We start from the raw sequence: 26,138 nt of genomic DNA, 5'->3' as shown, positions 1-26,138 counted from the left end.
GCGCGGAGCCCGCCCGTACCCTGTGGAACGTGCGGTGCTCCTACTTCGACGCGGGTGCGTGCCGGTCGTGCACCTGGATGGGCCGCAGCTACGCCGAGCAGCTCGTGCACAAGCAGGAGCACGCGCGCGGACTGCTCGCCGCCGCGAGCGACGCGGGCACGACCGTGTGGCTCCCGCCGGTCGCCAGCCCCGAGGCGGCGTTCCGCAACAAGGCGAAGATGGTCGTCGCGGGGACCGTCGCCGAGCCCACGCTGGGGATCCTCGACGCCGCCGGACGCGGGGTCGACCTGCAGGGCTGCGGCCTGTACCCACCGGACCTGCGGGCGGCGTTCCCGGCCGTGGCCAGGTTCGTCACGCGCGCGGCGATCGAGCCGTACGACGTGCCCGCGCGGCGCGGCGAGCTCAAGCACGTGCTCGTGACCCAGGCGCCCGACGGCGCGCTCATGCTCCGCTTCGTCCTGCGTTCGCAGGAGGCGGTCACCCGCATCCGCAAGCACCTGCCGAGCCTGCTCGCGGAGCTCCCCGCCCTCGCGGTGGTCTCCGCGAACATCCTCCCCGAGCACAAGGCCGTGCTCGAGGGCGACCTCGAGATCCCCCTCACCGAGCAGCAGACGCTCACGATGGACGTCGACGGGGTCGCGCTGCACCTGCGTCCGCGCAGCTTCTTCCAGACGAACACCGTGGTCACCGCCGCGCTCTACCGCCAGGCCGCGCAGTGGGTGCAGGCCAGTCGTCCGACGAGCGTCTGGGACCTGTACTGCGGCGTCGGCGGGTTCGCGCTGCACCTGCACGCGCCGCACGTCGTCGGCGTCGAGACGAGCGAGGAGGCCGTCGCGAGCGCGGCCGCCACCGCGGGCGAGCTCGGCCGGGCTGCGACGTTCGTCGCCGCCGACGCCACCGCGTGGGCCCTCGCGCAGCCGCACGCGCCCGACCTCGTCGTCGTGAACCCGCCGCGGCGCGGGATCGGCGCCGACCTCGCGCGCTGGCTCGAGACGTCGGGCGTCGAGCGCGTCGTCTACTCGTCCTGCAACGCGGTCTCGCTCGCGCGGGACCTGGCGGCCATGCCGTCGCTCGCGGTGCGCGAAGTGCGGCTGTTCGACATGTTCCCCCAGACCACGCACTACGAGGTCGCTGCGCTGCTGGAGCGACGCGCCGCGTGACGCGCCCCGGTCGTCCCGGCCGAGGCCCCGGCACCGGCCGGGGGGTACGCCGCAGACGGCCCCGAGGGTGACGAACCGGACACCGGCAGCGAGCCGGGCCCGATACAGTCGCGTGCGAACGGCGTGGTCACACGTGTGTGCAGGCGACGAAGGAGCGCGACGATGAGCAACCCCGACGAGCAGCGCGGCGCGCCGGACGAGCAGCGCGGCGCGCCGGACGAGCAGCGCGGCCCGGCCGACGAGCACGTGCAGGCGTCGTCCGCCGACCCGACGACCACGGACCCGGCAGCGCTGAGCGCGACGGCCGACCGGCCGACGAGCGCCGAGGCCGAGACGCACTCCGCGCCGGCCTCTGCGGAGCCGGGTCAGGCACCGTCGACGTATCCCGAGGGCTACCCGTTCGTCCAGGGCGGGTACCCCCCGCCTCCGGGCTCCGCGGCGCCGGGCTACGCGTCCGGGTACTACCCGGGTTACCCCTACCCGACCGCCGACCCGGCGCAGGGACCCGCCGGTCCCGCGGGGTACCCGCCTGCGCAGCCTCCTGCAGCGCAGCCGCCGTTCCCGGCGCAGCCGCCCCACGCTGCGCAGCCGTACCCGCAGCCCTACCCGCAGGGTCCCTACGCCCAGCAGCCCTACCCCCAGCAGCCCTACCTTCAGCAGCCGTACGCGCAGCAGCCGTACGCGCCGCAGCCCCACTCGCAGCCGCCGTACCCGCCGCAGGGCTACCCGGCCGGCGGGTACCCGCCGGGCCACCCGTCGGCGGGCGCCGCTGCGGGCTACGGCCCGGGGACGTACGGCGGCCCACCGGCCTCGACGCACGCGCACCCCGCGCCGGGCGCACCGACCGCCACGCGGGCGAGCGCGTTCCACGGCGTCCCGGCGCGGGACTACGTGACCGACGCCCTGGCTCTCGTGCTGCTGCTCGTCGCGCTCGGACTCGGCTGGGACTTCCGGTACACCGCGAGCGAGCGCATCGAGGTCGTCCTCGTGACGATCGTCTCGATCCTGTCGCTCTCGCTGTTCTACCTGGCGCGCTCCGGGGCGCTGCCGCGCGGGTGGACGAACAGGACCGTGCTGGGCGCCCGCGCGCTCGCGAACGCGCCGTTCGCCCTGCTCGTGCTGGTCTACCTGGTGCTGGACATGAGCGTGGCGTTCTCAGAGGGACCGGCGACCGGATCGGTTCCCGGCGGCGTCGGCCCGGCGGTCGCGATCGGTCTGGCGGGTGCCGCGCTCGCGGCGAGCCCGCGGTCGGCCGAGCTGCGCAGTGCCCGGACCGTCGAGCTCGTGACCCTCTGGACCCGGCGCGCGCTCGCCGCGCTCCTGGGCACGGCGGTCGTCGTGCAGTTCGTCGGGCTCGTCACGCTGCTCGTGGACGCCTCGAGGTACGTCCGCACCGCGGCCGCGGGAGCCGGCATCGGGGCACTCGTCGTGTCCGCGCTGCTCGTCACTGCCGTCGCCGCCGGTCCGCTGATCGGTGTGCTGCGTGGTCACGGGCCGTGGCGCCGGGTGCTCGTCGCGGTCGCGGCCACGGCGGCGGCGACCTTCGTGCTGTACGCCCCGCTCAACCACGAGCAGGCGGACTCGGGGTTCCACTCCGCGACCTCCGCCGCGCTGGGGAACGCGGGCTACGTGATCCTGCCGACGGCGGGCGTGCTCGTGCTGAGCCCGATCTGGCGGCGGCTCGTGCGGCCCGACGTGAGTGCCGAGCAGGGCTGGTTCGCGGCGGCGTCGCGTGCCTGGCTCAGCATCGCGCTCGTGGCCGGCGCGATCGCGCTCGTGCAGCTGATCGTCCTGGTCACGCTCGCGACCCAGCGCAACGGGGTCGACGGCTGGCGCGTCCAGCTCATGCTCGTGGTGGCCGCGTGCGGCGTCGCGGCGCTGATCGCCCGGGCGCTGTTCGACGCCACGCAGCCGACGCGCGCCACCGCCCTCGCGCTCACGCTCGTCGTCGTGGCGCTCGGCATCGTGGCCGTCGTCCTCGCGGCGCAGCAGCGTTCGTACGGCTGGACGACGACCGTCGACCTGCCGCTGCTGCTCGTGGCGTTCGGCCTGCCCGCGCTCGTCGCGATCGCGCTGCTGGGCCCTGCCCCGGTGCGCGCGTGGTTCGCCGCGCACGGCGGTGGTCCACGACCCGCGTGGGACGACGCCGAGCCGGAGCCGCCGCTCGCGACGCCCGAGCATCCCGCAGCCGCTGCCCAGCAGCACAAGGACCTGGGCAACGTCGGTGTGCAGTCGCCGTCGTCCGCGGGTGCCGTGCCGGTGGTGGTCGCCACGGCCGGTGGTGCTGCCGAGCCTGCTGACGACGGTGCTGCCGCACCTGCCGACGACAGGCCTGCCGTCCGCGCCGACGACCGCGCCGACGACGAGGACGAGGGCGTCGACGAGACGACGCACCCGCGTGCGGTCCCCGCTGAGGCTGTCGCGCCCGAGCAGCCCGAGGCGCACGTCGCGCCCGGGGAGCACGTGCCGGGTGACGGCTCGTCGGACGACGAGGGCAGCACCTGGTTCGACGAGTACTCGAGCCTCGACAGCGAGCCGGTGCCTGAGCAGCCGCACGCTCCCGACCAGATGGCACCCGGCCAGAGGGCGCTCGACCAGACGGTCGCCATCGCGGTGCCCGAGGACCTCGGCAGCGGGTCGGTCGCGGCCACCGAGGCGGCGCCCGCGCCGCACGGGGGCGACGCGCCGGTGCCGCCGCACCCGTACACCGCGGAGCAGGCCCTGGACCCGTCGACCGAGCTCGAGGTGCTGGCGGCGATCGCCGCGCAGGCGCCCGAGCTGCGCGTGCACCTCGCCTCGAACCCGTCGACCTACCCGGACCTGCTCGACTGGCTCGGCAGGCTCGGCGACCCGCAGATCGACGCGGCCCTGGCGCGGCGCCCGCGTTGAGCCGCGCTGCGGGTCAGGTGACGATGCCTGTCGCGGTGTCCCAGGCGGTGGTGAACGTCTTGCCGACCTTCCCGCTCGCCGTCCGCAGGATGACGCTGTAGGCGACGCGTCCGTACTCGAGGGTGATCGACTCGGTCCCCGCGTCGTCGGCGACGTCGCGCGTGTGGGCGACGACGCGCGCGTTGGTGAGCTCCCACCGCTCGACGGTGACCTCCTGCTCGCCGCCGGCGGTCCGCTCGACGCGTGCCGAGGGCACCTTCGTCCCGTCGAGGAGCGCGCGGAGCACGCCAGGGGAGTGGCGCCCGGGTCGGGTGGTGAGCCGCAGCGGCTCGGGTGTGACCCTGCCGCTCGCGCGACCCGAGCCCGCGCTCGTCGCCGCGGCTGCGCCCCAGCTGATGCTGTCGACCTCGATCCACTTCTCGTGGCCGCGCGAGGCGGCGTCGCCGTCGATCGACTCCAGTCGCAGGTACGTCGTCATCGTCGTGCCCCCGTTCGTGCCGACGCTCGTCGCCCGACCGCCTGCCCGGCGGGCGGGTCCCGTCCAGCGTGGCACCGTGGCGGCCGGAACGACACGCCCCGCCCCGGGTGAGATCGGCGACCCGACGCCCGCGGAGACGCCCGAAGCCGCCCGGAGGGCGTGCATGCAGGACGAGTGCAGGGTCGGTGCTCGCACGAGGCACCAACCCTGCATCCACTCCTGCATCGAGCGCCGTGCGGGTGAGGCCGGGTGACGGGTCTCGTCAGACGACCGGCGCGGGGTGCATCGCCAGGGCGCGCAACGTCTCGCGCACGACGACCGCGGACCGGTCGGCGGCGTCGTCGACGTGCGTCGCGAACTCGCCCGCCTCGACCGGGCTGCACAGGTCGCTGATCCCGCGCACCGAGAGGAACGGCACACCGAACCGGTGCGCGACCTGCGCGAGCGCGGCCGACTCCATGTCGGTGGCGAGCGCCTGCGGGAACGCCTCCCGCACGCCGGCGACGCGCTCGGCGTCGACGAACACGTCGCCGGAGACGACGTCGCCGTCGAGCACGCGCACCTGCGTGGGTGCGGTCGCCCACGGCGCGAGCGTGCCGGCCGTCGCGAGCGCGATCGTGCGCACGGTCGCGTCCGCGGGGTACGTCGCCGGCATGCCGGGCACCTGCCCGAGCACGTACCCGAACGCACGCGCGTCGGCGCCGGTGTGCACGTGCTGGTCGCCGACGACGACGTCACCGACGCGGACGCCCAGGCCGAGCCCGCCCGCGCTGCCGCCGCTGACGAGGAGCGAGGCGGGGTGCGCGGCGAGCGCGACGGCGGCGGCCGAGGCGGCGTTGACCAGCCCGATCCCTGCTCGTACGAGCAGCACGCGACGACCCGCGAGGGTCAGGACGCGGTGCTCCGCACCGGCCGGCGCCTCCTGGGGGGCACCGGCCTCGTCGGCGACCGCGACGAACGCGTCGGCCTCGACGGGCATAGCGACGACGACGACCGCGTCGAGCGGGTGGCTCGACCCGGCCGTCGTACCGCGGTCCGGCGTCGCGCTCACGCGGTCACCGTCGACCACTCGGCGCGGCGCGCGAGGAACTCCCGCGCAGCGTCCTGCGCGCCGGTGAGCGAGTGGTTGGCGCCCCAGCCGCACTGCACCTCGTTCGCGGCCGGGACCTCCTGCGCACCGAGCACGTCCTGCAGCGTCGCCTCGACGAGCGCGAGCACGTCCTCGTAGACCCAGGTCCCGGCGAGCGTGAGGTAGAAGCCGGTCTGGCAGCCCATCGGGGAGAAGTCGATCACGCGGTCGGTGTGGTTGCGCGAGTGCTCCGCGAACAGGTGCTCGAGCGAGTGCACGGTCGGCATCTCGAGGTGCGCGACGTTCGGCTGCGTGAACCGCACGTCGTACTTCTCGATCACGTCGCCCGCCGGGAGGGCCTTCGCGTCGGCGAGGCGCACGTAGGGCGCGACGACGGTGCGGTGGTCGAGGTTGAAGGACTCGACGTTCATGCGGTCGGTCATCAGGTGCTCCCAAGGTCGGCGACGGCCGCCATTGTCGCTCACACCCGTGCGCGACCGCGCTGGTCGGCGGCGCCGTCTCAAGGGCGTCCCTCGGGCTCCGCTCGGGGCGTCGGTCGGCGGGGACCGAGGAGGGCACGCCGTCGTGCGGGGCGCAGGCTCGTCGGCTACCGTGCGCCGGTGCCCACGCCCCACGACCTCGCTCTCCCGGACGCCACCGAGCGCCCGGTGGCTGCGGCGACGACGCCCGACGCGTCACGCCCGGCGATCGTGCAGGGCTTTCGCCGGGACGTGCAGGGGCTGCGGGCGGTCGCCGTCGCGCTCGTGCTCGCGTTCCACGCCGGGCTCCCGGTGCCGGGCGGATTCGTCGGCGTGGACGTGTTCTTCGTCGTCTCCGGCTTCCTCATCACGGGGCTCGTGGCCGACGAGGTCGCCCGCACCGGCCGCCTGCGCCTGGGGCGGTTCTACGCGCGGCGTGCGCGGCGCCTGCTGCCGGCTGCCGCGTTGACGCTCGCCGCCGTCGTCGTGATGACCGCGCTGTGGCTGCCGGTGACCCGGTGGCGGGACGTCGCGGGCGACGTGGTCGCGACCTCGCTGTACGTCGTCAACTGGCGGCTCGCGGACCGCTCGGTCGACTACCTCGCGCAGGACGCCGCGGCGAGCCCGGTGCAGCACTTCTGGTCGCTCGCGGTCGAGGAGCAGTTCTACGTCGTCTGGCCGTTGCTCGTCGTGGCCCTCGTCGCGGCCGCGCGGCTGCGCGGGCGGCGGGTCACCCGCCGCGGCCTGGTGCTGGGGGTCGCCGCGATCGGTGCGGCTTCCCTCGCGTGGTCGGTCGCGCTGACGTCGGCGGACCCGTCGCGCGCCTACTTCGTCACGACGACGCGTGCGTGGGAGCTCGCCGCGGGCGCGCTGCTGGCGCTGCTCACGCACCGCGTCGCGCGTGTGCCGCAGCGCGTGCTCGTCGTCGGCGGGTGGTGCGGGCTCGCACTCATCGGGTACGCGGCGTTCGCGCTGTCGGGAAGCACGCCGTTCCCCGGCGCCGCGGCGCTGCTGCCGGTCGGCGGGACCGTGCTCGTGCTCGCCGCGGGTGTCGTCGGGACGGGCGTGCGGCCCCTGGGCGCACGCGTGCTGCAGCCCGTGGGGGCGACGTCCTACTCGCTGTACCTGTGGCACTGGCCTGCGGTCGTCCTCGCGACGAGCCTCGTGGAGGGGCCGCCGCCGACGAGCACGCTCGTGCTGGCCGTGGCGCTCTCGGTGGTGCCCGCGGTCGCCTCGTACGTCCTCGTCGAGAAGCCGCTCCACACGTCGACGCGGCTGCGCGCGAGCGCGGGGCGGTCGGCGGTGCTCGGGGTCGCGTGCACGCTCGTCGGCATCCTGGCAGCCGGTCTGCTGCTGCGCGCGGTTCCCGGCACGCCCGACGACGTCGACGCGCCGGGCGCCGCCGTCCTGCGCGACGGCACGTGGTCGGGACCCGACCCGGCCACGGACCTGCGACGGCTCGTGCCCGCGCTCGCGGACGCCACGCTCGACGTCGCCGACCTGTACGAGGGGGACTGCCACCAGAACGCGCTGGGCACCGAGCCCGCCGCGTGCACATTCGGCGACGCGAGCTCGAGCACGGTCGTCGCGCTCGTGGGCGACTCGCACGCCGGTCAGTGGCAGCCGCCGCTCGCCGCGATCGCGAGCGAGCAGGGGTGGCGGCTCGACACGTACACCAAGGGGAGCTGCGCGCTGACTGCGGCGCTGACCTGGCTCGGCACGGTCGACGGGCCGTACACGCAGTGCACCGAATGGAACGACGCCGTGGTCGAGCGTCTGCTCGCCGACCCGCCGGACGTCGTCGTGACCAGCAACAACCAGATCGAGGTCGCGGCCGACGACGGTTCCCGGCTCACCGGTGGCGCGGGGGACGAGGTCGCGGTGGAGGGGCTGCAAGACACGTGGCGCACGCTGACCGAGGCCGGGATCGAGGTCGTCGTCGTGGGGGACACCCCGTGGGTCGGGATCGACGTGCCCGAGTGCGTCGCGCAGCACGAGGACTCGTGGGCGGAGGCGTGCACCGTGCCGGCCGAGCTGCCCGAGCGCCGGTCGGGCCTCGCGCAGCAGCGCGCCGCCGCAGCCGCCGCCGACGTCCCGCTGCTCGACCTCACCGAGCAGGTGTGCCCGGGCGGATCGTGCCCCGCGATCGTCGGCGGCGTGCTGGTGTGGCGCGACGTGAGCCACGTGACGGCGAGCTACGTGCGCACGCTCGAGCCCGAGCTGCGCGACTGGCTGGTCCCGCTCGTCCCGGCCCGCTCGAGGTAGGCCCTCGACACGTGTCGTCCACCGCACGTGTCGGACTTTCCCCCTGGAGGTCCGAGCGCACCGTTACCCTCGCGGGCGTGAGCAGCCAGAACCTGCACCGAGCTCGTCGGCACGCTGATCGTCCGGGTGGCCGTGGCGCTCGGGACGCCACGGTGGACGCGCACCGCAGGGCGGTGGCTCTCCTGCGCGCCTCGGTCGACGAGGCCGTCCGCGCAGCACGGCCGTCCGTCGGCGACCTCGGCGGCGCGGCCGCCGGCGCGGCCCGCACGATGCTGCCCGCGGCCGACGAACCGACCCGCGATGACCGGCGCTGACGCGCGGTCGAGCGGTCGGCGCCTGGGTCGCCGCACGTGGACCGCGGTCGGGGCGATCCTGCCGGTGACGGCCGTCGCGACGATCGCGGGATGCGTCGCCGCCGCCGCACTGGTCCGGGGCCCCGCGCAGCGGCTCGCCGTCGTGGCCATCCTCGTCGTCGGCGTCGTGGGCGGCCTCGTGCGGCAGCGCTCGGGCGGTGCCGAGGTGACCCACCGCCGCGTCGCGTCCACCCGCGCCACGTGGGCACGGACGTGGAGCGGCGCGAGGCTCGAGCCCGACGGCGACGCCGACCCCCGGGACGCCGCGCTCGCGCTGCCGCGAGGGTGGCGGGTCGAGGCCGCGCGCGGCAGGCTCCGACTCGCGGTCGCGGGGGTGCCGGTGCGATGTGAGACGTGGGTGCTGCGTGCGGAACCCGGGTCGCGCCGTTCGCGAGTCCGCCGGGAGGTCGTGGCTGCCGACGCGAGCACCGGCACGGCCCGCGTCTGCGTGCCGATCGGCGTGAGCGTCGACTCGGTGCTCGTGTCGCCGGCCTGGGCCGGGCGCCGCGAGGCGGGCGAGCCTGACTGGCTGCCCGCCGTGCGCGCCCGTGTCGCGCGCCACGACGACCTGCTCGCGGCACTCACGATCGGTGACGACCGCGTGGTCCTGCTCGCGCTCGACGACCCGCGAACGGAGACGACAGCCGCCCGCGCCCACCTGGTGCGCGACGTCGCCGCCCTGGTCCCGCGTCCTGCTGGGCGCTGAGCAGCCGGTGCGCAGCGCCCAGCGGGACGGCCCGGGTCAGCCGAACCAGCGCTGGACGTGCTCGACGACCGCGTGGTCGAACGCGTCGTCGTCGTGCCGGGCGCGCAGCCAGTCCTGGAAGTCGCCGCCCGCGGACGCGTCGAGCTCGCGTCGGCACGCCGCGGTGTCCGTGAGCGCACGCGTCAGCAGCTCCTCCGCCTCGTCGGGCGTGCGGTACAGGAACGGGTAGCGCGAGGGCAGGATCGCGCGCGCCCACGGTCGGTCCGGGAACACCCCGACGGCACCCGCGACCAGCGCCTCGATGTACTCCAGCCCGTACGACTCGTCGGTGGCCGTCGCGAGGAACGCGGTCGTGTGCGCCAGCGCCTCCCAGTAGTCGTCCCGGCTGGCCGTGAGCGGCCCGACCCACGCCCAGTCGTGCCGGGACAGGCGCATGGCCTGCTCGGACACGAGGTGGGACTCGACGAGCCGCGCCTCGACGCGCAGCGGTACGCGCTTGCGCACGCGCTCGACGACGTCGAGGAACAGCTGCGGCTGCTTGCGCTCCGCCAGGTAGATGGCGGGGTAGAGCACGACCGGGACGTCCGGCTCGTGCCGGCGGTGGACGTGCTCGAGCCGGATGCCGAGGTTGACCCACCCGATCCGGGCCTGCTCGGCGAGCTGCTGCACGGTCCACTGCGCGACGATCTCGCGCACCTCGGTCGCGGTGCGCTGCGAGTTGGCGAACGTCGGGAACAGCGCGCACGACAGCCCGAGCGACGCGCGGTCGACGACGTGGGTGTACTGCGACGTGGTCCACCACACGAAGTTCATGACGCGCGGCTCGACGCCCTGCGGGCACGACGCGCGCAGGACCCGCCATACCGCGGTCGAGTCGACCACGTCCATGTTGACGACGACCGTCTCGGTCGGGTCGACGAACTCGAGCGGCAGGACGTCGAAGCCCACGCACCGGCGGGGTCCGTCGCCGACGACGATCGAGCCCGGGAAGACGCGCAGCAGCCGACGCACGAGCGTGGCCCCCGCGTCGTGCCCCGCGACGTGCCCCTCGGGATCGAGGAGCACGTCGCGGTAGCGCACCGCGATCTTCATCGCGCGGTCGCCTCCTGCGAGACCTTCTCGCGCTCGGCCGCCGGCTCGTCGGCGTCGGCGGGCTCGGCCGTGGGCTGGTCGTCGAGCGGTGCGGCCGGGGTGGGGACCTCGCTCGCGGGCTCGTCGGGTGCGGGCTCCTCGGTGAGGGCGGGATCGTCGTCGCCCTCGAGCGACGTCTGGATCCGCATCCCGTAGAACGACCGGTGCACGAAGTACGCCGAGATCAGGAAGAACACGCCCGCGAGCGTCACGACGAGCGTGCCCTGACCCTTGTCGGTCAGCGAGACCGCGAGGTCGACCGCGAGCAGCCCGAACAGGGTCGTGAACTTGATGACCGGGTTGAGCGCGACGGACGACGTGTCCTTGTACGGGTCGCCCACGGTGTCGCCGACGATCGTCGCGTCGTGCAGTGCGGTGCCCTTGGCGTGCAGGTCGGTCTCGACGATCTTCTTCGCGTTGTCCCACGCGCCACCGGCGTTGGCCATGAAGATCGCCTGGTAGAGCCCGAACGTCGCGATCGAGATCAGGTAGCCGATGAAGAAGTACGGCTCGACGAACGCGAACGCGAGCGTCGCGAAGAACACGCCCAGGAACATCGTGAGCATGCCCTGCTGCGCGTACTGCGTGCAGATCTCCACGACGCGCCGCGAGTCGGCCTCGCTGGCCTTGGTGACGCCGTCGAGCTTGATGGTCGTGCGGATGAACTCGACCGCGCGGTGCGCGCCCGTCGTGACCGCCTGGATCGAGGCGCCGGTGAACCAGAAGATGACCGCGCCACCGGTGACCAGCCCGAGCAGGAACGGCGGGTGCAGCAGCGACAGGTTCTCGATGCCCTCGGTGAGGCCGCCGGTCAGGCCCATGATGATCGAGAAGATCATGGTCGTGGCGCCGACGACCGCCGTGCCGATGAGCACGGGCTTGGCGGTCGCCTTGAACGTGTTCCCGGCGCCGTCGTTCTCCTCGAGCATGAGCTTGCCGCGCTCCCACTGCGGCGTGAAGCCGTACTCGCGCTCGAGCTCGTCGTCGATGCCCTCGAGGTCCTCGATGACCGACAGCTCGTAGACGCTCTGCGCGTTGTCGGTGACGGGCCCGTACGAGTCGACCGCGATCGTCACCGGGCCCATGCCCAGGAAGCCGAACGCGACGAGGCCGAACGAGAAGACCGCGGGCGCGACCATGAGGTCGCCGAGCCCCTGCTCGCTGATGAGGTACGCGCCGCCCATGAGGCCGACGATCGCGACGCCCAGCCAGTACGCGGAGAAGTTGCCCGCGACCAGGCCGGACAGGATGTTGAGCGACGGGCCGCCCTGGCGCGAGGACTTGACGACCTCACGCACGTGCTTGCTCGACGTCGACGTGAACGCCTTGACGAGCTCGGGGATGAGCGCGCCGGCGAGCGTGCCGCACGAGACGATCACCGCCAGGCGCCACCACTGGTCGGCGGCGGCGGTGTCGGCGAGCACGAACCACGTGGTCAGGAACGTCGCGACGATGCACGCGGCCGACGTCAGCCACACGAGGTTCGACAGCGGCCGCTCGAAGTCCATGCGCTCCGCGTCGCGGTACCGGCGTGCGGTCCACAGGTCGTTGAGCGTGTAGGACGCGGCGGACGCGACGATCATCACGGCACGGACCACGAAGATCCACACGAGCAGGCTGGCCTGGACCGCGGGGTCGTGCACGCCCAGGAGCACGAACGTCACGAGTGCGACGCCGGTGACGCCGTAGGTCTCGAAACCGTCCGCGGACGGGCCGACGGAGTCGCCCGCGTTGTCGCCGGTGCAGTCGGCGATGACACCGGGGTTGCGGGCGTCGTCCTCCTTGATCTTGAAGACGATCTTCATGAGGTCGGAGCCGATGTCGGCGATCTTGGTGAAGATGCCACCGGCGATGCGCAGCGCGCTCGCGCCGAGCGACTCGCCGATCGCGAAGCCGATGAAGCACGCGCCGGCGATCTCCCGCGGCAGGAACATGAGGATGATCAGCATCATCAGCAGCTCGAGGCTGATCAGCACCATGCCGATCGACATGCCGGCCTTGAGCGGCATGCGGTGCAGGGGGAGTGGCCTGCCGCGCAGGCTCGCGAACGCGACGCGGCTGTTGGCGAGCGTGTTCACGCGGATGCCGAACCACGCCACCGAGTACGACCCGGCCATGCCGACGAGGCTGAACGCGATGACGACCGCGACCCGGCCCCACCCGAACCCGACGAGGACCTTGTAGTAGACGACGATGACCGCGGCGATGAACGCCCACAGCACCATGAGGAACTTGCCCTGCTGCGACAGGTACGCCTTGCAGGTCGAGTAGATGAGCTCGGCGACCTCACGCATCGAGGCGTGCACCTCGAGCTTGCGCATCTGCAGGTACGTCGCGACGCCCATCGCCAGGCCCATGACGCACACGACCAGGCCGAGGCCGAGCAGCGTGCGCCCGGACATGCCGCCGAGCACCGTGACCTGCCCGAGGTCCGGCAGCGCGAGGCTCGCCTCGCCGCCGTGCACCGAGGGCTCGCTCGACGACGACTCCTGACCGCAGCCGCTGAGCAGCGCGACCAGGCCGAGCAGGGCGCCCGCGGCCACCAGGGGACGCCGTCGTCGGCGACCACCCGGCCCTCCCGCGTCAGCGTGCGTCGGGACGGGTGCGGCAGCGGTGCGAACGACGGTGTTCACGATCTCCCCTGTGACGGAGTGAGTGCTCTCACGTCGAACGTAGGAGGGCGGGTCGCGCGCGCACTGAGTCGAAGGTCACAACTTCCGCGGGCCGCGTCGCCCGGTCACCGGGCTCGTGCGCGGGCTGTGTCCCGTCTCGCGTGGGTTGTCGGGTGCGACGACGACGAGAGCCGCGCCCCTCGTGCCGGGCGCGGCTCGTCGTCGTGCGGGTGCGGCTCGCGGGTCAGCGGTCCTCGAGCGCGGGGACGATCGTCGTCGGGATCGCGAACGCGAGGGCGACCGAGGCGATCCCGCCGAAGAACACCCACGGCTTGGCCGCGTCGACGACCTCGAACGCGACCGCGAACAACGCGAGGCCGACGAAGAACAGCACGAAGGCGAAGAAGACGGTGACCGCGCGCTCCGGGGAGCCGGACCGGTCGTCGTCGCGACGCTGCAGGACGGGTTCGCTCATGGCGCCCAGCCTACCCGGGACCTTCGTCCTGCCCGTGGTGGACGCGGCAGGTCGCGTCCACCACGGGGCCTCGCTCGGGGCCGTGCGGTGCTTCGGCCGGTGGACGGGCTCAGTCGCCGAGCAGCTCGCCGTCCTCGAACGGCCACGCCTCGCGCACGACGAGCCGGCCGAACCGCGCCATGGGGTGCCTGGAGGCGACCTCGACCGCCTGGTCGAGCGAGTCGCACTCGAGCACGTCGAAGCCCGCGATCTGCTCGCCGACCTCGGCGTACGGGCCCTCGACGACGCTGAGCCGCCCACCGCGCACCCGCACGGTCCGCGCCTCGGCGACCGGCCGCAGCCGCTCGCCGATCACGCGCACGTCCTGCGTCTGGTCCACCCACGTCGCGATGTCGTCGTCCTCGCGGCGGTACGGCTCGGCGGTGGGGTCCTCGCAGACGAGCATCAGGTACTTCATGGCGTCCTCCAAGCGGTCGCTGTCTCGGTTCCGGTACGGGTCTCGGTGCGGGACCGGCGTGGCCCGCACGGGTGTGACGCCCGGCGCGCCGCCGGATCGACATGGTCGCGTCCCCATCGTGGTGCCGGCCGGGCTGCCGGGCGCCCCGACGCACGGCAGGCTGGCCCGCATGGTCGTGCGCGTGGGGATCTCGGGGTGGCGGTACGCGCCGTGGCGTGGCGTGTTCTACCCGCGCGGGCTGCCGCAGCGCCTCGAGCTCGAGTACGCCGCGCAGCGCCTCACGAGCATCGAGCTCAACGGCTCGTTCTACGCGCTGCAGCGGCCCGCGAGCTACCAGGCGTGGGCCGCGCAGGTGCCCGAGGACTTCGTGTTCTCGGTCAAGGGGCCACGGTTCGTGACCCACATGAAGAAGCTCGCGGACGTGCGCGTCCCGGTCGCGAACTTCTTCGCCTCGGGCGTGCTCGCGTTCGGGCCCCGCCTGGGACCGGTCCTGTGGCAGCTCCCGCCGACGCTCGGGTTCGACGAGGACCGCCTCGCGCGCTTCTTCACCCTCTTGCCGCGCACGACCGCGGCCGCCGCGGCGCTCGCGACCGAGCACGACGAGCGGCTCGACGGTCGCTCGTGGACGACCGTCGACGCCGACCGCCCGCTGCGCCACGTGCTCGAGGTGCGGCACACGACGTTCGAGCAGCCGGCCTTCGTCGCCCTCGCCCGCGAGCACGACGTCGGCCTCGTCGTCGCGGACACCGCGGGACGCTGGCCCAGGATCGAGGACGTCACGTCGGACCTCGTCTACGTGCGCCTGCACGGCGACAGCGAGCTCTACACGAGCGGCTACGACGAGCCCGCGATCGACCGGTGGGCGCGGCGCGTGCGCGCCTGGTCGGCCGGCACCGAGCCCGTCGACGCACGTCGTCTGGGGCCGCCCGCCGCACCGGCGCCTGCGGGGCGGGACGTGTTCGTGTACTTCGACAACGACACCAAGGTCCGCGCGCCGTTCGACGCGCAGGCGCTCCTCGCTCGACTGGACGCGCTCGCCCGCGATCCGGTGTGACGGGTCCCCGAACGGCAACCCTCGGGTATCGGGACCACCGCGCCGCGTTCAGTCCCGGCGCGACTCGTCGCGGCCGCGCAGGCGGTCGAGCTGACGCCGGTCGCGCTTGGTCGGCCGGCCCGCTCCGCGCTCGCGCACCCCGGCGAGCGCGACGTGCTCACGCGGCAACGGCGCCGGGGAGCGGTCGAGGTAGCACTCCACCGCGACGGGAGCGCCCACACGTTTGACGACGGTGCGCTGCACGATCACGATCCGCTCGCGCTCGCCGCCCCGGACGTGCACCTCGTCGCCCGGCACGACCATCGTCGCGGGCTTCGCGCGCTCGCCGTTCACGCGCACGTGCCCCGCACGGCACGCCGCGCCGGCAGCGGACCTCGTCGGGAACAGGCGCACGGCCCAGCACCACGCGTCCACGCGCGCCCGCACCGCCTCTGCCACGGCCCCAGGTTCGCACACGCGCGACGACCGGCGCCGCCGTGCCGAGCCCGCCGCGCCGAGCCCGCCGCGCCGAGCCCGCCGCGCCGAGCCCGCCGCGCCCGTCCCGTGCCGGCGGCCCGCTCGGGGGCGGAGGTCACGCGACCCGCCGGCTGTCGACGCGGGAGCCGGCGGGTCGCGTGGTTCGGGGGGTCGCTCAGGCGCGGCGCGTGATGCGCACGGTCCAGGCGTCCGGACCGTCGACGAGGACCTCGGTGTCGATCGGCGCGCGCTCGGCGAGCTGCGCCAGGAGCGGGCGCGGCAGGTGCGGCGCGACGATCACGAGCGACTGGCCGGGGGCGATCGCGTCGAACGCGCCGAACACCGTCGCGTGGCGGATGGCGTGCGGGATCGGGCGGACGTCGAGGACCGGGTCGGCCTCGTCGTGACCGCCGCAGCCGCACGAGTGGCCCGAGGGCTCCTGCGGGGCGCTGCCCAGGATGTCGACGTGCTGCGTGGTCATGCGTGCCTCCGTGCGTGGCGATGGGGTGTCCGACGAGCATGCGCCCGACGCCCCGAGGTTTCCACGGGATGCGCCGTGGAAATAGGTCCAACGGCCCTTCCGTCGACGCGCGCCCCGGCGGACGCCCCGTCGTGTGACGGAGGCGTCAGGAGGCAGGTGCGGCGGACGGGGCGCGGCGCAGCTCGAGCACGCAGTGCTCGCGCCCGACGAACGGGCGCAGCCGGTGCGCGACGAGCGGTCCGCCCGCGGTCTCCATGACGCCCGAGGCCAGGCCGAGGTGCACGCTGCACACCACGTCCGGGCGCTCGCGGGCGAGCTCGAGGAACGGGCAACGCCACAGGTCGACGCGCAGCGCGTCGTCGTGGCGCTCGGGGTCGAAGCCGAGCCGGTCGAGGTGACCCTCGAGCGCGTCGAGCTGACGCTGCTCGACGGCGGGGGAACCGGCGCCGACGCCCGAGGCGTCGCCGTCCTCGCCGTGCTCGTCGTCGCTCTCGACCGGCGGCGGCTCGAGCGGCCCGCCGGGCGCCGTCAGGGCGTGCCCGGCCGCGCGGGCGGCCTCACGCGTGGGACCGAGGTCGCGCCCGAAGCCGCTGATCAGCACCTTCGTGAGGGCGACGTGCGCGATCGACTCCTCGAGACGCCCCATCGCGAGCGGGTCGCGGCGCGCGTCGTCGGCCGACGCGGCGCGGTACAGCATCCGCGGCCGCCCGCGGACGGTGCGGGCCTCAGGCGTGCGTACCGCGTAGCCGTCCTGGACGAGGCGCGCGAGGTGCTCACGCGTGGTGTTCTCGTGCAGGCCGGTCGCCTGCGCGAGCGAGCCGACCGTGTGGGCGCCGCCGCGCTGCAGGATGTGGAGCAGGTCGACGCGGCTCGCGGCGGCGAGCGTGCGCTCCGCGGGGGTGCGTCGGGTGGCGGGCATGGGGTCAGTATCGGGCCGCTCGCCCAGGTCGGGACGCGGGACCTCGGTCCCGCGCGTCGGGTCCGGCGGGTTAAATACGGTGCTGACGTGGAAAATCCGTCACGCCGACCGCTCGCGCGTCTCACGCTGCTGCTGCCGGCCGGCGTCGCCCTGCTCGCGGGCCTGGACGCCGCCCTCACGCTGCTCGGCCTGCCCGCCCCGGTCGAGCTCGACCGGCTCCCGGACGTGCACGGCCCGCTCATGGTGCTGGGCTTCGTCGGCACGCTCGTCGCGCTCGAGCGTGCGGTCGCCCTCGCCCCGTCGAGGACCCACGAGCGCGCGCGCCCGTGGGCGTGGGCCGCGCCCGCGTCCCTCGGGCTCGGTGGCCTGCTGCTCGTCTCGCCCGCGCCGCTCGTCGCGGGCCGCGTGTGCCAGGTCGTCGGGTCGGCGGTCCTCGTCGCGCTCTACGTCGCCGCGTGGCGTCGGCGGGCGGACCCGGCGATCGCGATCCAGGGGCTGGGCGCGGTCGGCGCGCTCGGGGCCGCGACGCTGTGGGCGGCGGGCGTCCCGGTGCCGGACCTCGCGCCGTGGCTGGTCGCTTTCCTCGTCCTGACGATCGTGGGCGAGCGGCTCGAGCTCATGCGCGTCGTGCCGGTGCCCCCGGCCGCGGAGCACGGGCTGCTCGCGGGGTCGCTCGCGGTGGTCGCCGGGGCCGCTCTCGCGCTCGTGTGGCCGGGGCTCGGCACGGCCGTGCTGGGGCTGGCGCTCGTCGGGACCGTCGCGGTCCTGCTGCGGTTCGACGTCGCGCGCCGCACCGTGCGGGGGTACGGCCTGCCACGGTTCATGGCGGCCGCGATGCTCGGTGCGTTCGGCTGGCTCGCGGTCGCCGGCGCGATCTGGCTCGTCGGCGGGCCCGCGACGAGCGGGGTCCGCTACGACGCGGTGCTGCACGCGGTGTTCCTCGGGTTCGTGATGTCGATGGTCATGGCCCATGCGCCCGTGATCCTGCCCGCCGTGCTGCGCCGCCCGCTGCCGTACCGGCCGGTCATGTACGCGCCTCTCGTGACCCTGCACGTGACGCTCCTGCTGCGCGTGCTCGTCGGTGACGCACGGGACGTGGCCTGGGCGGTGCAAGGCGGTGGCGTGGGCAACATCGTCGCGGTCCTGGCGTTCGTCGCCGTCGCGGCGACGAGCGTGCTGCTCGGCGCCCCCGCGCGCCCGCCCCGGTCCGCCGTCGCCGCGGACGCCGCGGGAGCTCGCGGGACGTCCCGGGTGGAGGTCGCGGCATGACCCGCGCGTCGTGGCACGTGCGCGCCAACGGGCTCGTCCTCGCGTGGCTCGTGGCGGCCGCGCTCCTGACCGTCGCGCACCGCTGGGTGCCCGCCGCGCAGTGGCTCATGGTGCACCTGCTGCTGCTCGGCGCGGTCACCACCGCGATCCTGCTGTGGAGCCAGCACTTCGCCGACACGCTGTTGCGCACGCCCGTGCCCGGTGGGCGCCGTGGCCTGACCGCGCGGCTCGCGGCGCACACCGTCGGCGCGCTGCTCGTCGTCGCGGGCCTCGCGCTGCCCCACTTCGCGCTCGTCGTGCCCGGCTCCGTGCTCGTCGCGGGTGCGGGGCTGACGCAGGCCGTCGTCCTGGTCCGGCAGATGCGCGGCGCGCTGCCCACCCGCTTCCGGCCGCTCGTGCGCTGGTACGTGTGCGCGGGTCTCGCGCTGCCGCTCGGGGTCGCGTGCGGCGTGGTGCTCGCCCGCGGGACGCTGTCCGACGACGCGCACGGCCGCGTCTACGTCGCGCACGTCGCGCTCACGCTCGTCGGCTGGGTCGCGACCACCGTGCTCGGCACGCTCATGGTGCTGTGGCCCACGGTCCAGCACGCCCGCATCGAGCCCGAGGACGAACGGGACGGGCGCCGCGCGCTGCCCGTGGTCCTGGCCGGTCTCGGCGTGCTCGTCGTCGGGGCTGCGACCGGGCTGCGCTGGCTCGTACCCGTCGGCTGCGTCGTCGTGAGCGTCGGCGCCGGGCTGATCGGGCTCGTCATGTGGCGCCAGCGGCGAGCGGCCCTGCCCGTCGTCGCGGCCAACGCCGCACGCGAGCTCCCGGCGCGCACCGCGCCCGTGCCCGTGCCGCCGACGTTCGCGCCGGGCTCGCTCGCCGCGTCGCTCGCCTGGTTCGTGGGCTCGTCGCTCGCGTTCGGCGCGGTGGTCGTCGCGGCGCCCGGGTGGGACGTCGCGGTCGACCGCGTGCGCGGGCTCGTGGCGCCGTTCGTCGTCGGGTTCGCGGCGCAGGTGCTCATCGGCGCGCTGTCGCACCTGCTGCCCGTCGTGCTCGGCGGCGGTCCTGCGGTCGCGCGCCGCACCGCGGCCGAGCTCGAGCGAGGCGCCGTGGTCCGGCTCGTCCTGGTCAACGGAGGCCTGCTGCTGTTCTGCGCGCCCGTGCCGAGCACCGTGCGCGTCGTGGTCTCGTTCGTCGTGCTCGGCGCGCTCGTCGCGTTCGTCGTGCTCGCGCTGCGTGCGCTGCTCGTCGTGCGCCACGCGCGGCGACCGCAGCCGGCCGCCTCCGGCCCCGGCGCCGAGACCCGGCCCGCGGATGCGGCCGGCGGCGCTCCGGCCGGTCCGGCGCCGGCTCTCGCGGCGCGGTCCGCGCACCGGTCGGGGGCGCTCGCGGTGGGGGTGGGCGCGCTCGCGCTCGCGCTCGTCGTGGGTGTCGCGATGGACCCGCCCGCGGCGGGGATCGCGACGGCCGGGACGTCGGGCGACGGCTCGGGCGACGTCGTCGCGACCGGGCGGACCACGACCGTGCGGGTCGAGGCGCGCGACATGCGGTTCTCGCCGTCGCGCATCGAGGTCCCCGCGGGTGACCGTCTGGTGCTCGAGGTGACGAACGTCGACGACGACGTGCACGACCTCGTCGTCGCCAACGGGGCGACGACCGGGCGGCTCGCGCCCGGGAGCAGCGCGAGCGTCGACGTGGGTGTCGTCGGCGGCGACCTCGACGCGTGGTGCTCGGTGGCCGGTCACCGGCTCATGGGGATGACGCTCACGATCGTCGCGACGGGCACCCCGCAGGTGGCCGCCCCGCCGGACGGCGAACAGCCGGCCGACGCGGGGGAGGCCGGTGACGCGCACGCGGGCCCGGGCGCGTCAGGAGGCGCGCACCACGACCACGGCGGCACCGGCTCGTCGCAGACCGGCTCGTCGCAGAACGGCCCGTCGCAGACCGGACCTGCGGCCGACCTGCTCGACCTCATGGCCGCACCCGGCGAGGACGTCGTCGCGCGCGACGCCGCGCTCGAGCCGCTCGGGCCCGACGAGGGGCCGGTCACGCGGCGCGTGCGGCTCGTCGTGCAGGAGGTCGTGCGCGAGGTCGCGCCCGGGGTGACGCAGCGGCTGTGGACGTTCGGCGGCACCGCGCCGGGGCCGGTGCTGCACGGGCGGGTGGGGGACAGGTTCGTCGTGACGCTCGTCAACGACGGCTCGATCGGGCACTCGATCGACTTCCACGCCGGTGCGCTCGCGCCCGACGACGTGATGCGGACGATCCAGCCGGGCGAGGAGCTGACCTACACGTTCACGGCCACGCGCTCGGGCATCTGGATGTACCACTGCTCGACGATGCCGATGTCGACCCACCTCGCCAACGGGATGCTGGGCGCGGTGGTCATCGAGCCCGACGGGCTCGCGCCGGTCGACCGGCAGTACGTCGTCGTCCAGCACGAGCTGTACCTGGGCGAGCAGGGCGGCGAGGTCGACGCCGCGAAGGTCGCCACCCAGGTGCCCGACCTCGTCGTCTTCAACGGGTACGCGAACCAGTACCGCGACCGGCCGCTCACGGCGTCCGCCGGCCAGAGCGTGCGGTTCTGGGTGCTCGACGCCGGCCCGAACCGGCCGAGCGCGTTCCACGTCGTCGGCGGGCAGTTCCACACGGTCTTCCGCGAGGGCGAGTACACGCTGCGTGACGGCGGCTCGACCGGCACGGGAGGGTCGCAGGTGCTCGCGCTGCAGCCCGCCGAGGGCGGGTTCGTCGAGGTGACGTTCCCGGAGGCGGGCACGTACCCGTTCGTGTCGCACGTCATGTCCGACGCGGAGAAGGGCGCCACGGGTCGCGTGGTGGTCACGCCGTAGGGCGCCCGTACGACGACGGGTGGAGAAGCGCTCGGTCAGGGAGCGTTTCTCCACCCGTTCGCGTGGCGCAGGTCAGTCGCGCAGGGAGAGGTACGTCGAGATCAGGGACTTGGTCGACGGGTCCTGGGCCTCGAGCGCCGCGGTGTCGCCCTCGACCGCCGGGGCGATCTCGAGCGCGAGCTTCTTGCCCAGCTCGACACCCCACTGGTCGAACGAGTCGATGCCCCAGACCGCGCCCTGCACGAACGTGATGTGCTCGTACAGCGCGATGAGCTGACCGACGACCGACGGCGTCAGGGCGGGCGCGAGGATCGACGTCGTCGGACGGTTCCCCGAGAACACGCGTGCGGGGACGATCGCCTCGTCGGTGCCCTCGGCGCGCACCTCGTCGGCCGTCTTGCCGAACGCGAGCGCCTTGGTCTGCGCGAAGAAGTTCGCCAGGAACAGGCCGTGCACGTCGGCGTCGCCGTCCTTGAGCGGGTGCGCCGGGTTGGCCACCGCGATGAAGTCCGCCGGGATGAGGCGCGTGCCCTGGTGGATCAGCTGGTAGAACGCGTGCTGGCCGTTCGTGCCGGGCTCGCCCCAGAACACCTCGCCCGTGTCGGTCGTGACCGGCGTGCCGTCCCAGCGGACCGACTTGCCGTTCGACTCCATCGTGAGCTGCTGGAGGTACGCCGGGAACCGGTGCAGGTACTGCGCGTAGGGCAGCACGGCGTGCGTGTGCGCGCCCAGGAAGTTGACGTACCAGACGTTGAGCAGGCCCATGAGGACGGGCACGTTGCTCGCCAGCGGAGTCGTCGCGACGTGCTCGTCGACCGCGTGGAAGCCCGCGAGCAGCTCACCGAACGCCTGCGGGCCGATCGCGATCGCGACGGACGTGCCGATCGTGGAGTCGACCGAGTAGCGCCCGCCGACCCAGTCCCAGAAGCCGAACGCGTTGGCGGGGTCGATGCCGAACGCCGCGACCTTGTCCAGCGCGGTCGAGACCGCGACGAAGTGCTGCGCGACCGCGGCCGTGCGCGCCTCGTCGGTGTCCTCGATGTGACCGGCTGCGAGGAGCTGGTCCCACAGCCAGCGGCGCGCGAGCCGCGCGTTCGTCAGCGTCTCGAGCGTGCCGAACGTCTTGGACGCGACGATGAACAGCGTCGTCGCGGGGTCCAGGCCCTTGACCTTCTCCGCGAGGTCCGTGGGGTCGATGTTGGAGACGAAGCGGACCTCGAGGCCCTCCTGCACGTACGGCTTCAGCGCCTCGTAGACCATGACGGGCCCGAGGTCGGAGCCGCCGATGCCGATGTTGACGACCGTCTTCACGCGCTCGCCCGTGACGCCCGTCCACTCGCCCGAACGCACCTTGTCCGCGAACGCGTACATCGTGGCGAGCTCGGCCTGCACGTCGCCGTCCACGTCCTGACCGTCGACGACGAGCGCCGGGGTCGCGCCCGCGGGGCGACGCAGCGCGGTGTGCAGCACGGCGCGGTCCTCGGTCACGTTGATGTGCTCGCCGCGCAGCATGGCCTGCAGACGCTCGGGGACGCCGGTCTCCTGCGCCAGGCGGACCAGGAGCGCGAGGGTCTCGTCGGTGACGAGGTTCTTCGACAGGTCGACGTGCAGGTCTGCGAGGCGGAACGTGAGCCGCTGCGCCCGCTGCGGGTCGGCCGCGAACCACCCGCGCAGGTCCGGGGTCAGCGTGGACTCGTGCGCGGACAGGTCCTGCCACGCGCTCGTCGTCGTGGCGTCGATGGGGCTGGTCACGATGGGGTTCCCTCCGAGGTGGCTGGGCAGTGGCTGCCGCGCCGCGCGGCGACGTCGGGCCGGTGCGGGCCCGGTGCGCGCGGACGACCCCAACCTAGTGCGCGCGCGAGCGCGCCTGCACGGGACCTGCGTCGGGCGGTGGGCGCCGCCCGCCTGCGCCGTCCACCTACAGTGACGCCGTGAACCGTCGCGTGCCCACCGCCCTGATCGCCGCCCTGAGCCTCGTCGCGGGCTTCGCGGTCGCGCAGGCGACGGACGTGCGCGCGCTCGGGGGAGCGGTGCTGGCGGCAGGGGCGGCCTGGTGCGTGGGGCGGTCGTGGCGGACCGCGGGGGCGCTGCGCGTGCTCGTCGTCGTGCTGCTCGGGGCGATCGGCTTCGTCGCGTCCCACCTCCTCGCGCGCACCCCGCTGGGCCCGTGGCCGTCGGTCCTGCTCGTCGCGGCCGCGCTCGGCGCGGTGACGTGGGTGCTGGTCGACCGCCGGCACTGACGCCCGCGGGGCAGCAGCACGCGAGACCCCGCGCGGGACCGGGTCCTGCACGAGACCTGCTCCCGCGCCAGACGGGACCGGCGCGGTGCGCAGCCCCCGCCCTGCTCGGGTGTCTCGCGCTGCCCGCGCTACGGGCGGGTGAACTGCCGGTCACGATGTGATCACGGTCACCGGCAGGCCTTGACGGCGATTAATAAGGAAGGTCTACTAACAAACATGCCAGCGACCACCCCGACGACCGGCGCGCGAGCCGGGCGCGCCCTGCGGCCCACCGCCAAGGTGCTCCCGGGCCACGCGCGCGTGCACAACCGGTCGCTCGTCCTGGCGCACCTGTTCCACACCGGACCCTCGTCGCGCGCCGACATCGCGCGCAGCACCGGCCTGACGCGGGTGACGGTCTCGACGCTCGTCGGCGACCTCATCGAGGAGGGGCTGGTCGAGGAGCTCGGCGTGCGCGCCGAGGGCAAGGTCGGCAAGCCCGCGACGCTCGTCGGGATGCGCACGCACGCGTTCCAGGTGGTCGCGGTCGACCTCACCGACGACGCGACGATCCACGGTGCGGTGCTCACGCTCACCGGCGACGTCATCACCCGGCACGAGACGCCGCTCGACGGCCGCACCGGCGACGCCGCGGTGGACGCGCTCGAGGCCGTGTGCCGCGCGCTGATCGCCGCGGCCGACCGCCCCGTGATCGGCATCGGCATCGCCTCGCCGGGTGTCATCACCACCGACGGGCACGTCGTGCAGGCGCCCAACCGGGGCTGGTACGACCTGCCGCTCGCCACACTGCTGCACGGACGGCTCGACGTCCCGGTGCACGTGGCCAATGACGCCAACTCGCGCGCGCTCGGCGAGTTCACGTTCGGCAAGGCCTCGGGCCGCGGCTCGATGGTCGTGACGGTCGGCGAGGGCGTCGGCGCGGGCCTCGTCGTCGACGGCGCGCTCGTCCTGGGCCGCAACAACGCCGCCGGCGAGATCGGCCACGTGACCGTCGTCGACGCGAGCACGCCCGGCGAGGTGCCGCTCGCGTGCGCGTGCGGCCGCGCCGGCTGCCTGGAGACCGTGCTGAGCGTGCCGGCCCTGCGCCGGCGCATCGCGGGTCTCGACCCCGAGGACTCCGACGCCGCGCTGGCGTCGGCGGGACGGATGCTGGGCATCGCCCTGGCACCCGTCGTCAGTGCGCTCGACCTCGCGGAGGTCCTGCTCTCCGGCCCCACGGAGCTGCTGGACGGTCCCCTGCGCGAGGCGGCGCTCACCGCCATCCGCACCCGGACCATGCCCGTCATCGGGCGCGGGCTGACCGTGCGGATGGGATCGCTCGACGAGGACGGGGCGCTGGCCGGTGCGGCAGTGCTCGTCCTGTCGGGGCAGCTCGGGGTCACGTGACGACCCCGAGCCGCCCCCTTGCAGGTCAAGGCACCACCCCGGCGACCGCCGCCCCGGCGCTCGCCTCGCACACGGGAGGAACCCCAACGTGAAGATGCTACGGTTCGCGGCCCTCGGCGTGGCGGCGACGCTCGCGCTGACCGCCTGCAGCTCCAGCGACACGCCGTCGGACGACGCGACGACCGCCGGCGGCGAGAAGACGGCAGAGGCTGCCGAGATCACGCTCTGGCTCGCGGGCGGTGACACCAACGACGAGCTGCGCCAGTACCTCAAGGACACGTTCGCCGCCGAGAACCCGGGCTCGACGCTGACCATCGAGGAGGTCGCGTGGCCCGACCTCGTCACCAAGCTCACGACCGCGCTGCCCGACGAGGCGAACACGCCCGACGTCGTCGAGATCGGCAACACGCAGTCGCCGACGTTCACGACCGTGGGCGCGTTCCGCGACCTGACCCCGATCTACGACGAGCTGGGCGGCGACAAGCTGCTGCAGTCGTTCGTCGACGTGGGCTCGGTCGACGGCAAGAACTACGCGCTGCCGTACTACTTCGGTTCGCGCTACATGTTCTACCGCAAGGACATCTGGACGGCCGCGGGCCTCGAGGTGCCGAAGACGCTCTCGGAGTTCAGCGAGTCGGTCGCCAAGCTCAAGACCGACACGCAGTCGGGCTTCGCGATGGGTGGCCAGGACTGGCGCAACGGCATCTCGTGGGTGTTCGCCAACGGCGGCGAGCTCGCGACGGTGGACGGCACCACGTGGACCTCGACGCTCTCGGACCCCAAGACGATCGAGGGCCTCACGCAGTGGCAGGAGGTCTACCGGACCGCCTCGAACCTGCCCTCGACCGAGCGTGACGTCGCGTACTGGGACTTCCTGAACGACGGCACGGACGGGTCCGCGCCGGCGGCGGCGACGATCATGGCGCCGGGTTGGGCGCGCTGGTCGATCGGTGACATCACGACGAACGACGCGGGCGACGAGGTGCGCGACGGCATGGCCGACGACACCACGTTCGACATCTTCGCGCTGCCGGGTGTCGACGGCGGCATCGCGCCGGTCTTCGCCGGTGGCTCGAACATCGCCGTCTCGGCGAAGTCGCAGCACCCGGAGCTCGCCGAGAACCTCCTGCGGATCATCTTCTCGGAGGAGTACCAGACGAAGCTCGGCGGTGCGGGCCTCGGCCCGGGCAACTCCGACTTCGTGTCCTCGCTCGGTGACGACAAGTTCGCCACGACGATGATCGAGACCGCCGCGGCCTCCAAGCTCACCCCGGCCGCGCCGGGCTGGGCCGCCATCGAGGGCGCGTTCGTCTACGAGGAGCTGTTCCAGAAGATCGCCGACGGCGGCGACGTCGCCGCGCTGGCGACCGAGTACGACGCCAAGCTGACGCCGATGCTCAACGGTGGCGCCGCGGGCTGACGCCC

Annotated in this window: 22 protein-coding genes; 11 read left to right on the top strand and 11 right to left on the bottom strand. The window is 74.3% G+C overall.

The genetic code is table 11. The annotated features are described in order from the left end of the window. Window positions 1–29 precede the first annotated feature (29 nt). Complete coding sequence (gene rlmC / locus CPE01_RS00880) at window positions 30–1,160, top strand: 23S rRNA (uracil(747)-C(5))-methyltransferase RlmC (protein WP_146804752.1); 1,131 nt, start codon at window positions 30–32, stop codon at window positions 1,158–1,160. A 162-nt stretch (window positions 1,161–1,322) separates the two neighbouring features. Next, the gene (locus CPE01_RS00875) at window positions 1,323–4,049 is read left to right on the top strand and encodes a DUF7937 domain-containing protein (protein ID WP_146804751.1); all 2,727 of its coding nucleotides are present in this window, start codon (window positions 1,323–1,325) and stop codon (window positions 4,047–4,049) included. Between the two features lie 13 nt (window positions 4,050–4,062). Here CPE01_RS00875 and CPE01_RS00870 read toward each other — a convergent pair whose 3' ends face one another. From CPE01_RS00870 to CPE01_RS00860, 3 genes are all read right to left on the bottom strand, one after another. After that, window positions 4,063–4,527: a type VI secretion system tube protein Hcp gene (locus tag CPE01_RS00870; RefSeq protein WP_186811349.1), complete on the bottom strand. Its 465-nt coding sequence runs from the start codon at window positions 4,525–4,527 to the stop codon at window positions 4,063–4,065. 262 nt (window positions 4,528–4,789) lie between these two features. Continuing rightward, window positions 4,790–5,578: a 5'-methylthioadenosine/S-adenosylhomocysteine nucleosidase gene (gene mtnN, locus CPE01_RS00865; protein WP_246783645.1), complete on the bottom strand. Its 789-nt coding sequence runs from the start codon at window positions 5,576–5,578 to the stop codon at window positions 4,790–4,792. After that, window positions 5,575–6,039: an S-ribosylhomocysteine lyase gene (locus CPE01_RS00860; protein WP_146804749.1), complete on the bottom strand. Its 465-nt coding sequence runs from the start codon at window positions 6,037–6,039 to the stop codon at window positions 5,575–5,577. Before CPE01_RS00860 ends, mtnN begins: the two co-directional genes overlap by 4 nt. 177 nt (window positions 6,040–6,216) lie before the next feature. Here CPE01_RS00860 and CPE01_RS00855 point away from each other — a divergent pair, with 177 nt between their 5' ends. The 3 genes from CPE01_RS00855 (at window position 6,217) to CPE01_RS00845 (ending at window position 9,399) form a co-directional block, all read left to right on the top strand. Beyond that, window positions 6,217–8,340 (top strand): acyltransferase family protein, encoded by a 2,124-nt coding sequence (locus CPE01_RS00855; protein WP_186811348.1) that lies wholly within the window; start codon window positions 6,217–6,219, stop codon window positions 8,338–8,340. 77 nt (window positions 8,341–8,417) lie between these two features. Next, complete coding sequence (locus CPE01_RS00850) at window positions 8,418–8,654, top strand: hypothetical protein (RefSeq protein WP_146804747.1); 237 nt, start codon at window positions 8,418–8,420, stop codon at window positions 8,652–8,654. After that, the gene (locus tag CPE01_RS00845; protein WP_146804746.1) at window positions 8,641–9,399 is read left to right on the top strand and encodes a hypothetical protein; all 759 of its coding nucleotides are present in this window, start codon (window positions 8,641–8,643) and stop codon (window positions 9,397–9,399) included. Before CPE01_RS00850 ends, CPE01_RS00845 begins: the two co-directional genes overlap by 14 nt. Window positions 9,400–9,435: 36 nt before the next feature. On the opposite strand, the gene CPE01_RS00840 is transcribed toward CPE01_RS00845, so the two are convergent. The 4 genes from CPE01_RS00840 to CPE01_RS00825 all read right to left on the bottom strand — a co-directional run bounded on the left by CPE01_RS00840 (window position 9,436) and on the right by CPE01_RS00825 (window position 14,074). Beyond that, a complete protein-coding gene (locus CPE01_RS00840; RefSeq protein ID WP_146804745.1) occupies window positions 9,436–10,491 on the bottom strand; it encodes a glycosyltransferase family protein in 1,056 nt (351 codons plus the stop codon). Next, complete coding sequence (locus CPE01_RS00835; protein ID WP_371861959.1) at window positions 10,488–13,163, bottom strand: sodium-translocating pyrophosphatase; 2,676 nt, start codon at window positions 13,161–13,163, stop codon at window positions 10,488–10,490. The genes CPE01_RS00840 and CPE01_RS00835 overlap by 4 nt, the downstream gene beginning before the upstream one ends. A gap of 223 nt (window positions 13,164–13,386) precedes the next feature. Continuing rightward, window positions 13,387–13,617, bottom strand: coding sequence for a hypothetical protein (locus CPE01_RS00830; protein WP_146804744.1), 231 nt, complete (start codon window positions 13,615–13,617; stop codon window positions 13,387–13,389). 109 nt (window positions 13,618–13,726) lie between these two features. Then, window positions 13,727–14,074, bottom strand: coding sequence for a YciI family protein (locus CPE01_RS00825; protein ID WP_146804743.1), 348 nt, complete (start codon window positions 14,072–14,074; stop codon window positions 13,727–13,729). Between the two features lie 169 nt (window positions 14,075–14,243). On the opposite strand from CPE01_RS00825, the gene CPE01_RS00820 reads away from it, so the two are divergent. After that, a complete protein-coding gene (locus CPE01_RS00820) occupies window positions 14,244–15,128 on the top strand; it encodes a DUF72 domain-containing protein (RefSeq protein WP_146804742.1) in 885 nt (294 codons plus the stop codon). Between the two features lie 48 nt (window positions 15,129–15,176). On the opposite strand, the gene CPE01_RS00815 is transcribed toward CPE01_RS00820, so the two are convergent. The 3 genes from CPE01_RS00815 to CPE01_RS00805 form a co-directional block, all read right to left on the bottom strand. Continuing rightward, window positions 15,177–15,566, bottom strand: coding sequence for an RNA-binding S4 domain-containing protein (locus CPE01_RS00815; protein WP_146804741.1), 390 nt, complete (start codon window positions 15,564–15,566; stop codon window positions 15,177–15,179). A 193-nt stretch (window positions 15,567–15,759) separates the two neighbouring features. Continuing rightward, a complete protein-coding gene (locus CPE01_RS00810; RefSeq protein ID WP_146804740.1) occupies window positions 15,760–16,065 on the bottom strand; it encodes a DUF2249 domain-containing protein in 306 nt (101 codons plus the stop codon). 145 nt (window positions 16,066–16,210) lie between these two features. Continuing rightward, window positions 16,211–16,984, bottom strand: coding sequence for a helix-turn-helix transcriptional regulator (locus CPE01_RS00805; protein WP_146804739.1), 774 nt, complete (start codon window positions 16,982–16,984; stop codon window positions 16,211–16,213). 87 nt (window positions 16,985–17,071) lie between these two features. Here CPE01_RS00805 and CPE01_RS00800 point away from each other — a divergent pair, with 87 nt between their 5' ends. Continuing rightward, window positions 17,072–18,253 carry a DUF8744 domain-containing protein gene (locus tag CPE01_RS00800; RefSeq protein WP_186811347.1) on the top strand — a complete coding sequence of 394 codons (1,182 nt, stop codon included), beginning with the start codon at window positions 17,072–17,074 and terminating at the stop codon, window positions 18,251–18,253. After that, the gene (locus tag CPE01_RS00795) at window positions 18,250–21,087 is read left to right on the top strand and encodes a multicopper oxidase domain-containing protein (RefSeq protein ID WP_146804738.1); all 2,838 of its coding nucleotides are present in this window, start codon (window positions 18,250–18,252) and stop codon (window positions 21,085–21,087) included. Before CPE01_RS00800 ends, CPE01_RS00795 begins: the two co-directional genes overlap by 4 nt. Before the next feature lie 72 nt (window positions 21,088–21,159). Here CPE01_RS00795 and pgi read toward each other — a convergent pair whose 3' ends face one another. Next, the gene (gene pgi, locus CPE01_RS00790) at window positions 21,160–22,842 is read right to left on the bottom strand and encodes a glucose-6-phosphate isomerase (protein WP_146804924.1); all 1,683 of its coding nucleotides are present in this window, start codon (window positions 22,840–22,842) and stop codon (window positions 21,160–21,162) included. Window positions 22,843–23,018: 176 nt separating this feature from the next. On the opposite strand from pgi, the gene CPE01_RS00785 reads away from it, so the two are divergent. The 3 genes from CPE01_RS00785 (at window position 23,019) to CPE01_RS00775 (ending at window position 26,133) form a co-directional block, all read left to right on the top strand. After that, window positions 23,019–23,327: a hypothetical protein gene (locus CPE01_RS00785; protein ID WP_146804737.1), complete on the top strand. Its 309-nt coding sequence runs from the start codon at window positions 23,019–23,021 to the stop codon at window positions 23,325–23,327. Between the two features lie 216 nt (window positions 23,328–23,543). Then, entirely contained in the window at window positions 23,544–24,713 is a 1,170-nt protein-coding gene (locus CPE01_RS00780) for an ROK family transcriptional regulator (protein WP_146804736.1), read from the top strand. Window positions 24,714–24,807: 94 nt separating this feature from the next. After that, window positions 24,808–26,133: an extracellular solute-binding protein gene (locus CPE01_RS00775; RefSeq protein WP_146804923.1), complete on the top strand. Its 1,326-nt coding sequence runs from the start codon at window positions 24,808–24,810 to the stop codon at window positions 26,131–26,133. The last annotated feature ends 5 nt before the right edge of the window (window positions 26,134–26,138 follow it).

This window comes from Cellulomonas persica (assembly GCF_007989825.1).
In the GTDB taxonomy this organism is placed as follows: Bacteria; Actinomycetota; Actinomycetes; order Actinomycetales; family Cellulomonadaceae; genus Cellulomonas; species Cellulomonas persica.
The sequence above is the reverse complement of the archived record's forward strand: the minus strand, read 5'-3'. Positions and strand labels throughout refer to the sequence as shown.

What these genes read in the sequence shown, in the direction of transcription:
- CPE01_RS00780 (WP_146804736.1), top strand. Translation starts at nt 23,544, where the DNA reads ATGCCAGCGACCACCCCGACGACCGGCGCGCGAGCCGGGCGCGCCCTG.
- CPE01_RS00845 (WP_146804746.1), top strand. Translation starts at nt 8,641, where the DNA reads ATGACCGGCGCTGACGCGCGGTCGAGCGGTCGGCGCCTGGGTCGCCGC.
- CPE01_RS00840 (WP_146804745.1), bottom strand. Translation starts at nt 10,491, where the DNA reads ATGAAGATCGCGGTGCGCTACCGCGACGTGCTCCTCGATCCCGAGGGG.
- CPE01_RS00870 (WP_186811349.1), bottom strand. Translation starts at nt 4,527, where the DNA reads ATGACGACGTACCTGCGACTGGAGTCGATCGACGGCGACGCCGCCTCG.
- CPE01_RS00810 (WP_146804740.1), bottom strand. Translation starts at nt 16,065, where the DNA reads ATGACCACGCAGCACGTCGACATCCTGGGCAGCGCCCCGCAGGAGCCC.
- CPE01_RS00820 (WP_146804742.1), top strand. Translation starts at nt 14,244, where the DNA reads ATGGTCGTGCGCGTGGGGATCTCGGGGTGGCGGTACGCGCCGTGGCGT.
- CPE01_RS00795 (WP_146804738.1), top strand. Translation starts at nt 18,250, where the DNA reads ATGACCCGCGCGTCGTGGCACGTGCGCGCCAACGGGCTCGTCCTCGCG.
- CPE01_RS00805 (WP_146804739.1), bottom strand. Translation starts at nt 16,984, where the DNA reads ATGCCCGCCACCCGACGCACCCCCGCGGAGCGCACGCTCGCCGCCGCG.
- CPE01_RS00830 (WP_146804744.1), bottom strand. Translation starts at nt 13,617, where the DNA reads ATGAGCGAACCCGTCCTGCAGCGTCGCGACGACGACCGGTCCGGCTCC.
- CPE01_RS00825 (WP_146804743.1), bottom strand. Translation starts at nt 14,074, where the DNA reads ATGAAGTACCTGATGCTCGTCTGCGAGGACCCCACCGCCGAGCCGTAC.
- CPE01_RS00860 (WP_146804749.1), bottom strand. Translation starts at nt 6,039, where the DNA reads ATGACCGACCGCATGAACGTCGAGTCCTTCAACCTCGACCACCGCACC.
- CPE01_RS00875 (WP_146804751.1), top strand. Translation starts at nt 1,323, where the DNA reads ATGAGCAACCCCGACGAGCAGCGCGGCGCGCCGGACGAGCAGCGCGGC.
- CPE01_RS00775 (WP_146804923.1), top strand. Translation starts at nt 24,808, where the DNA reads ATGCTACGGTTCGCGGCCCTCGGCGTGGCGGCGACGCTCGCGCTGACC.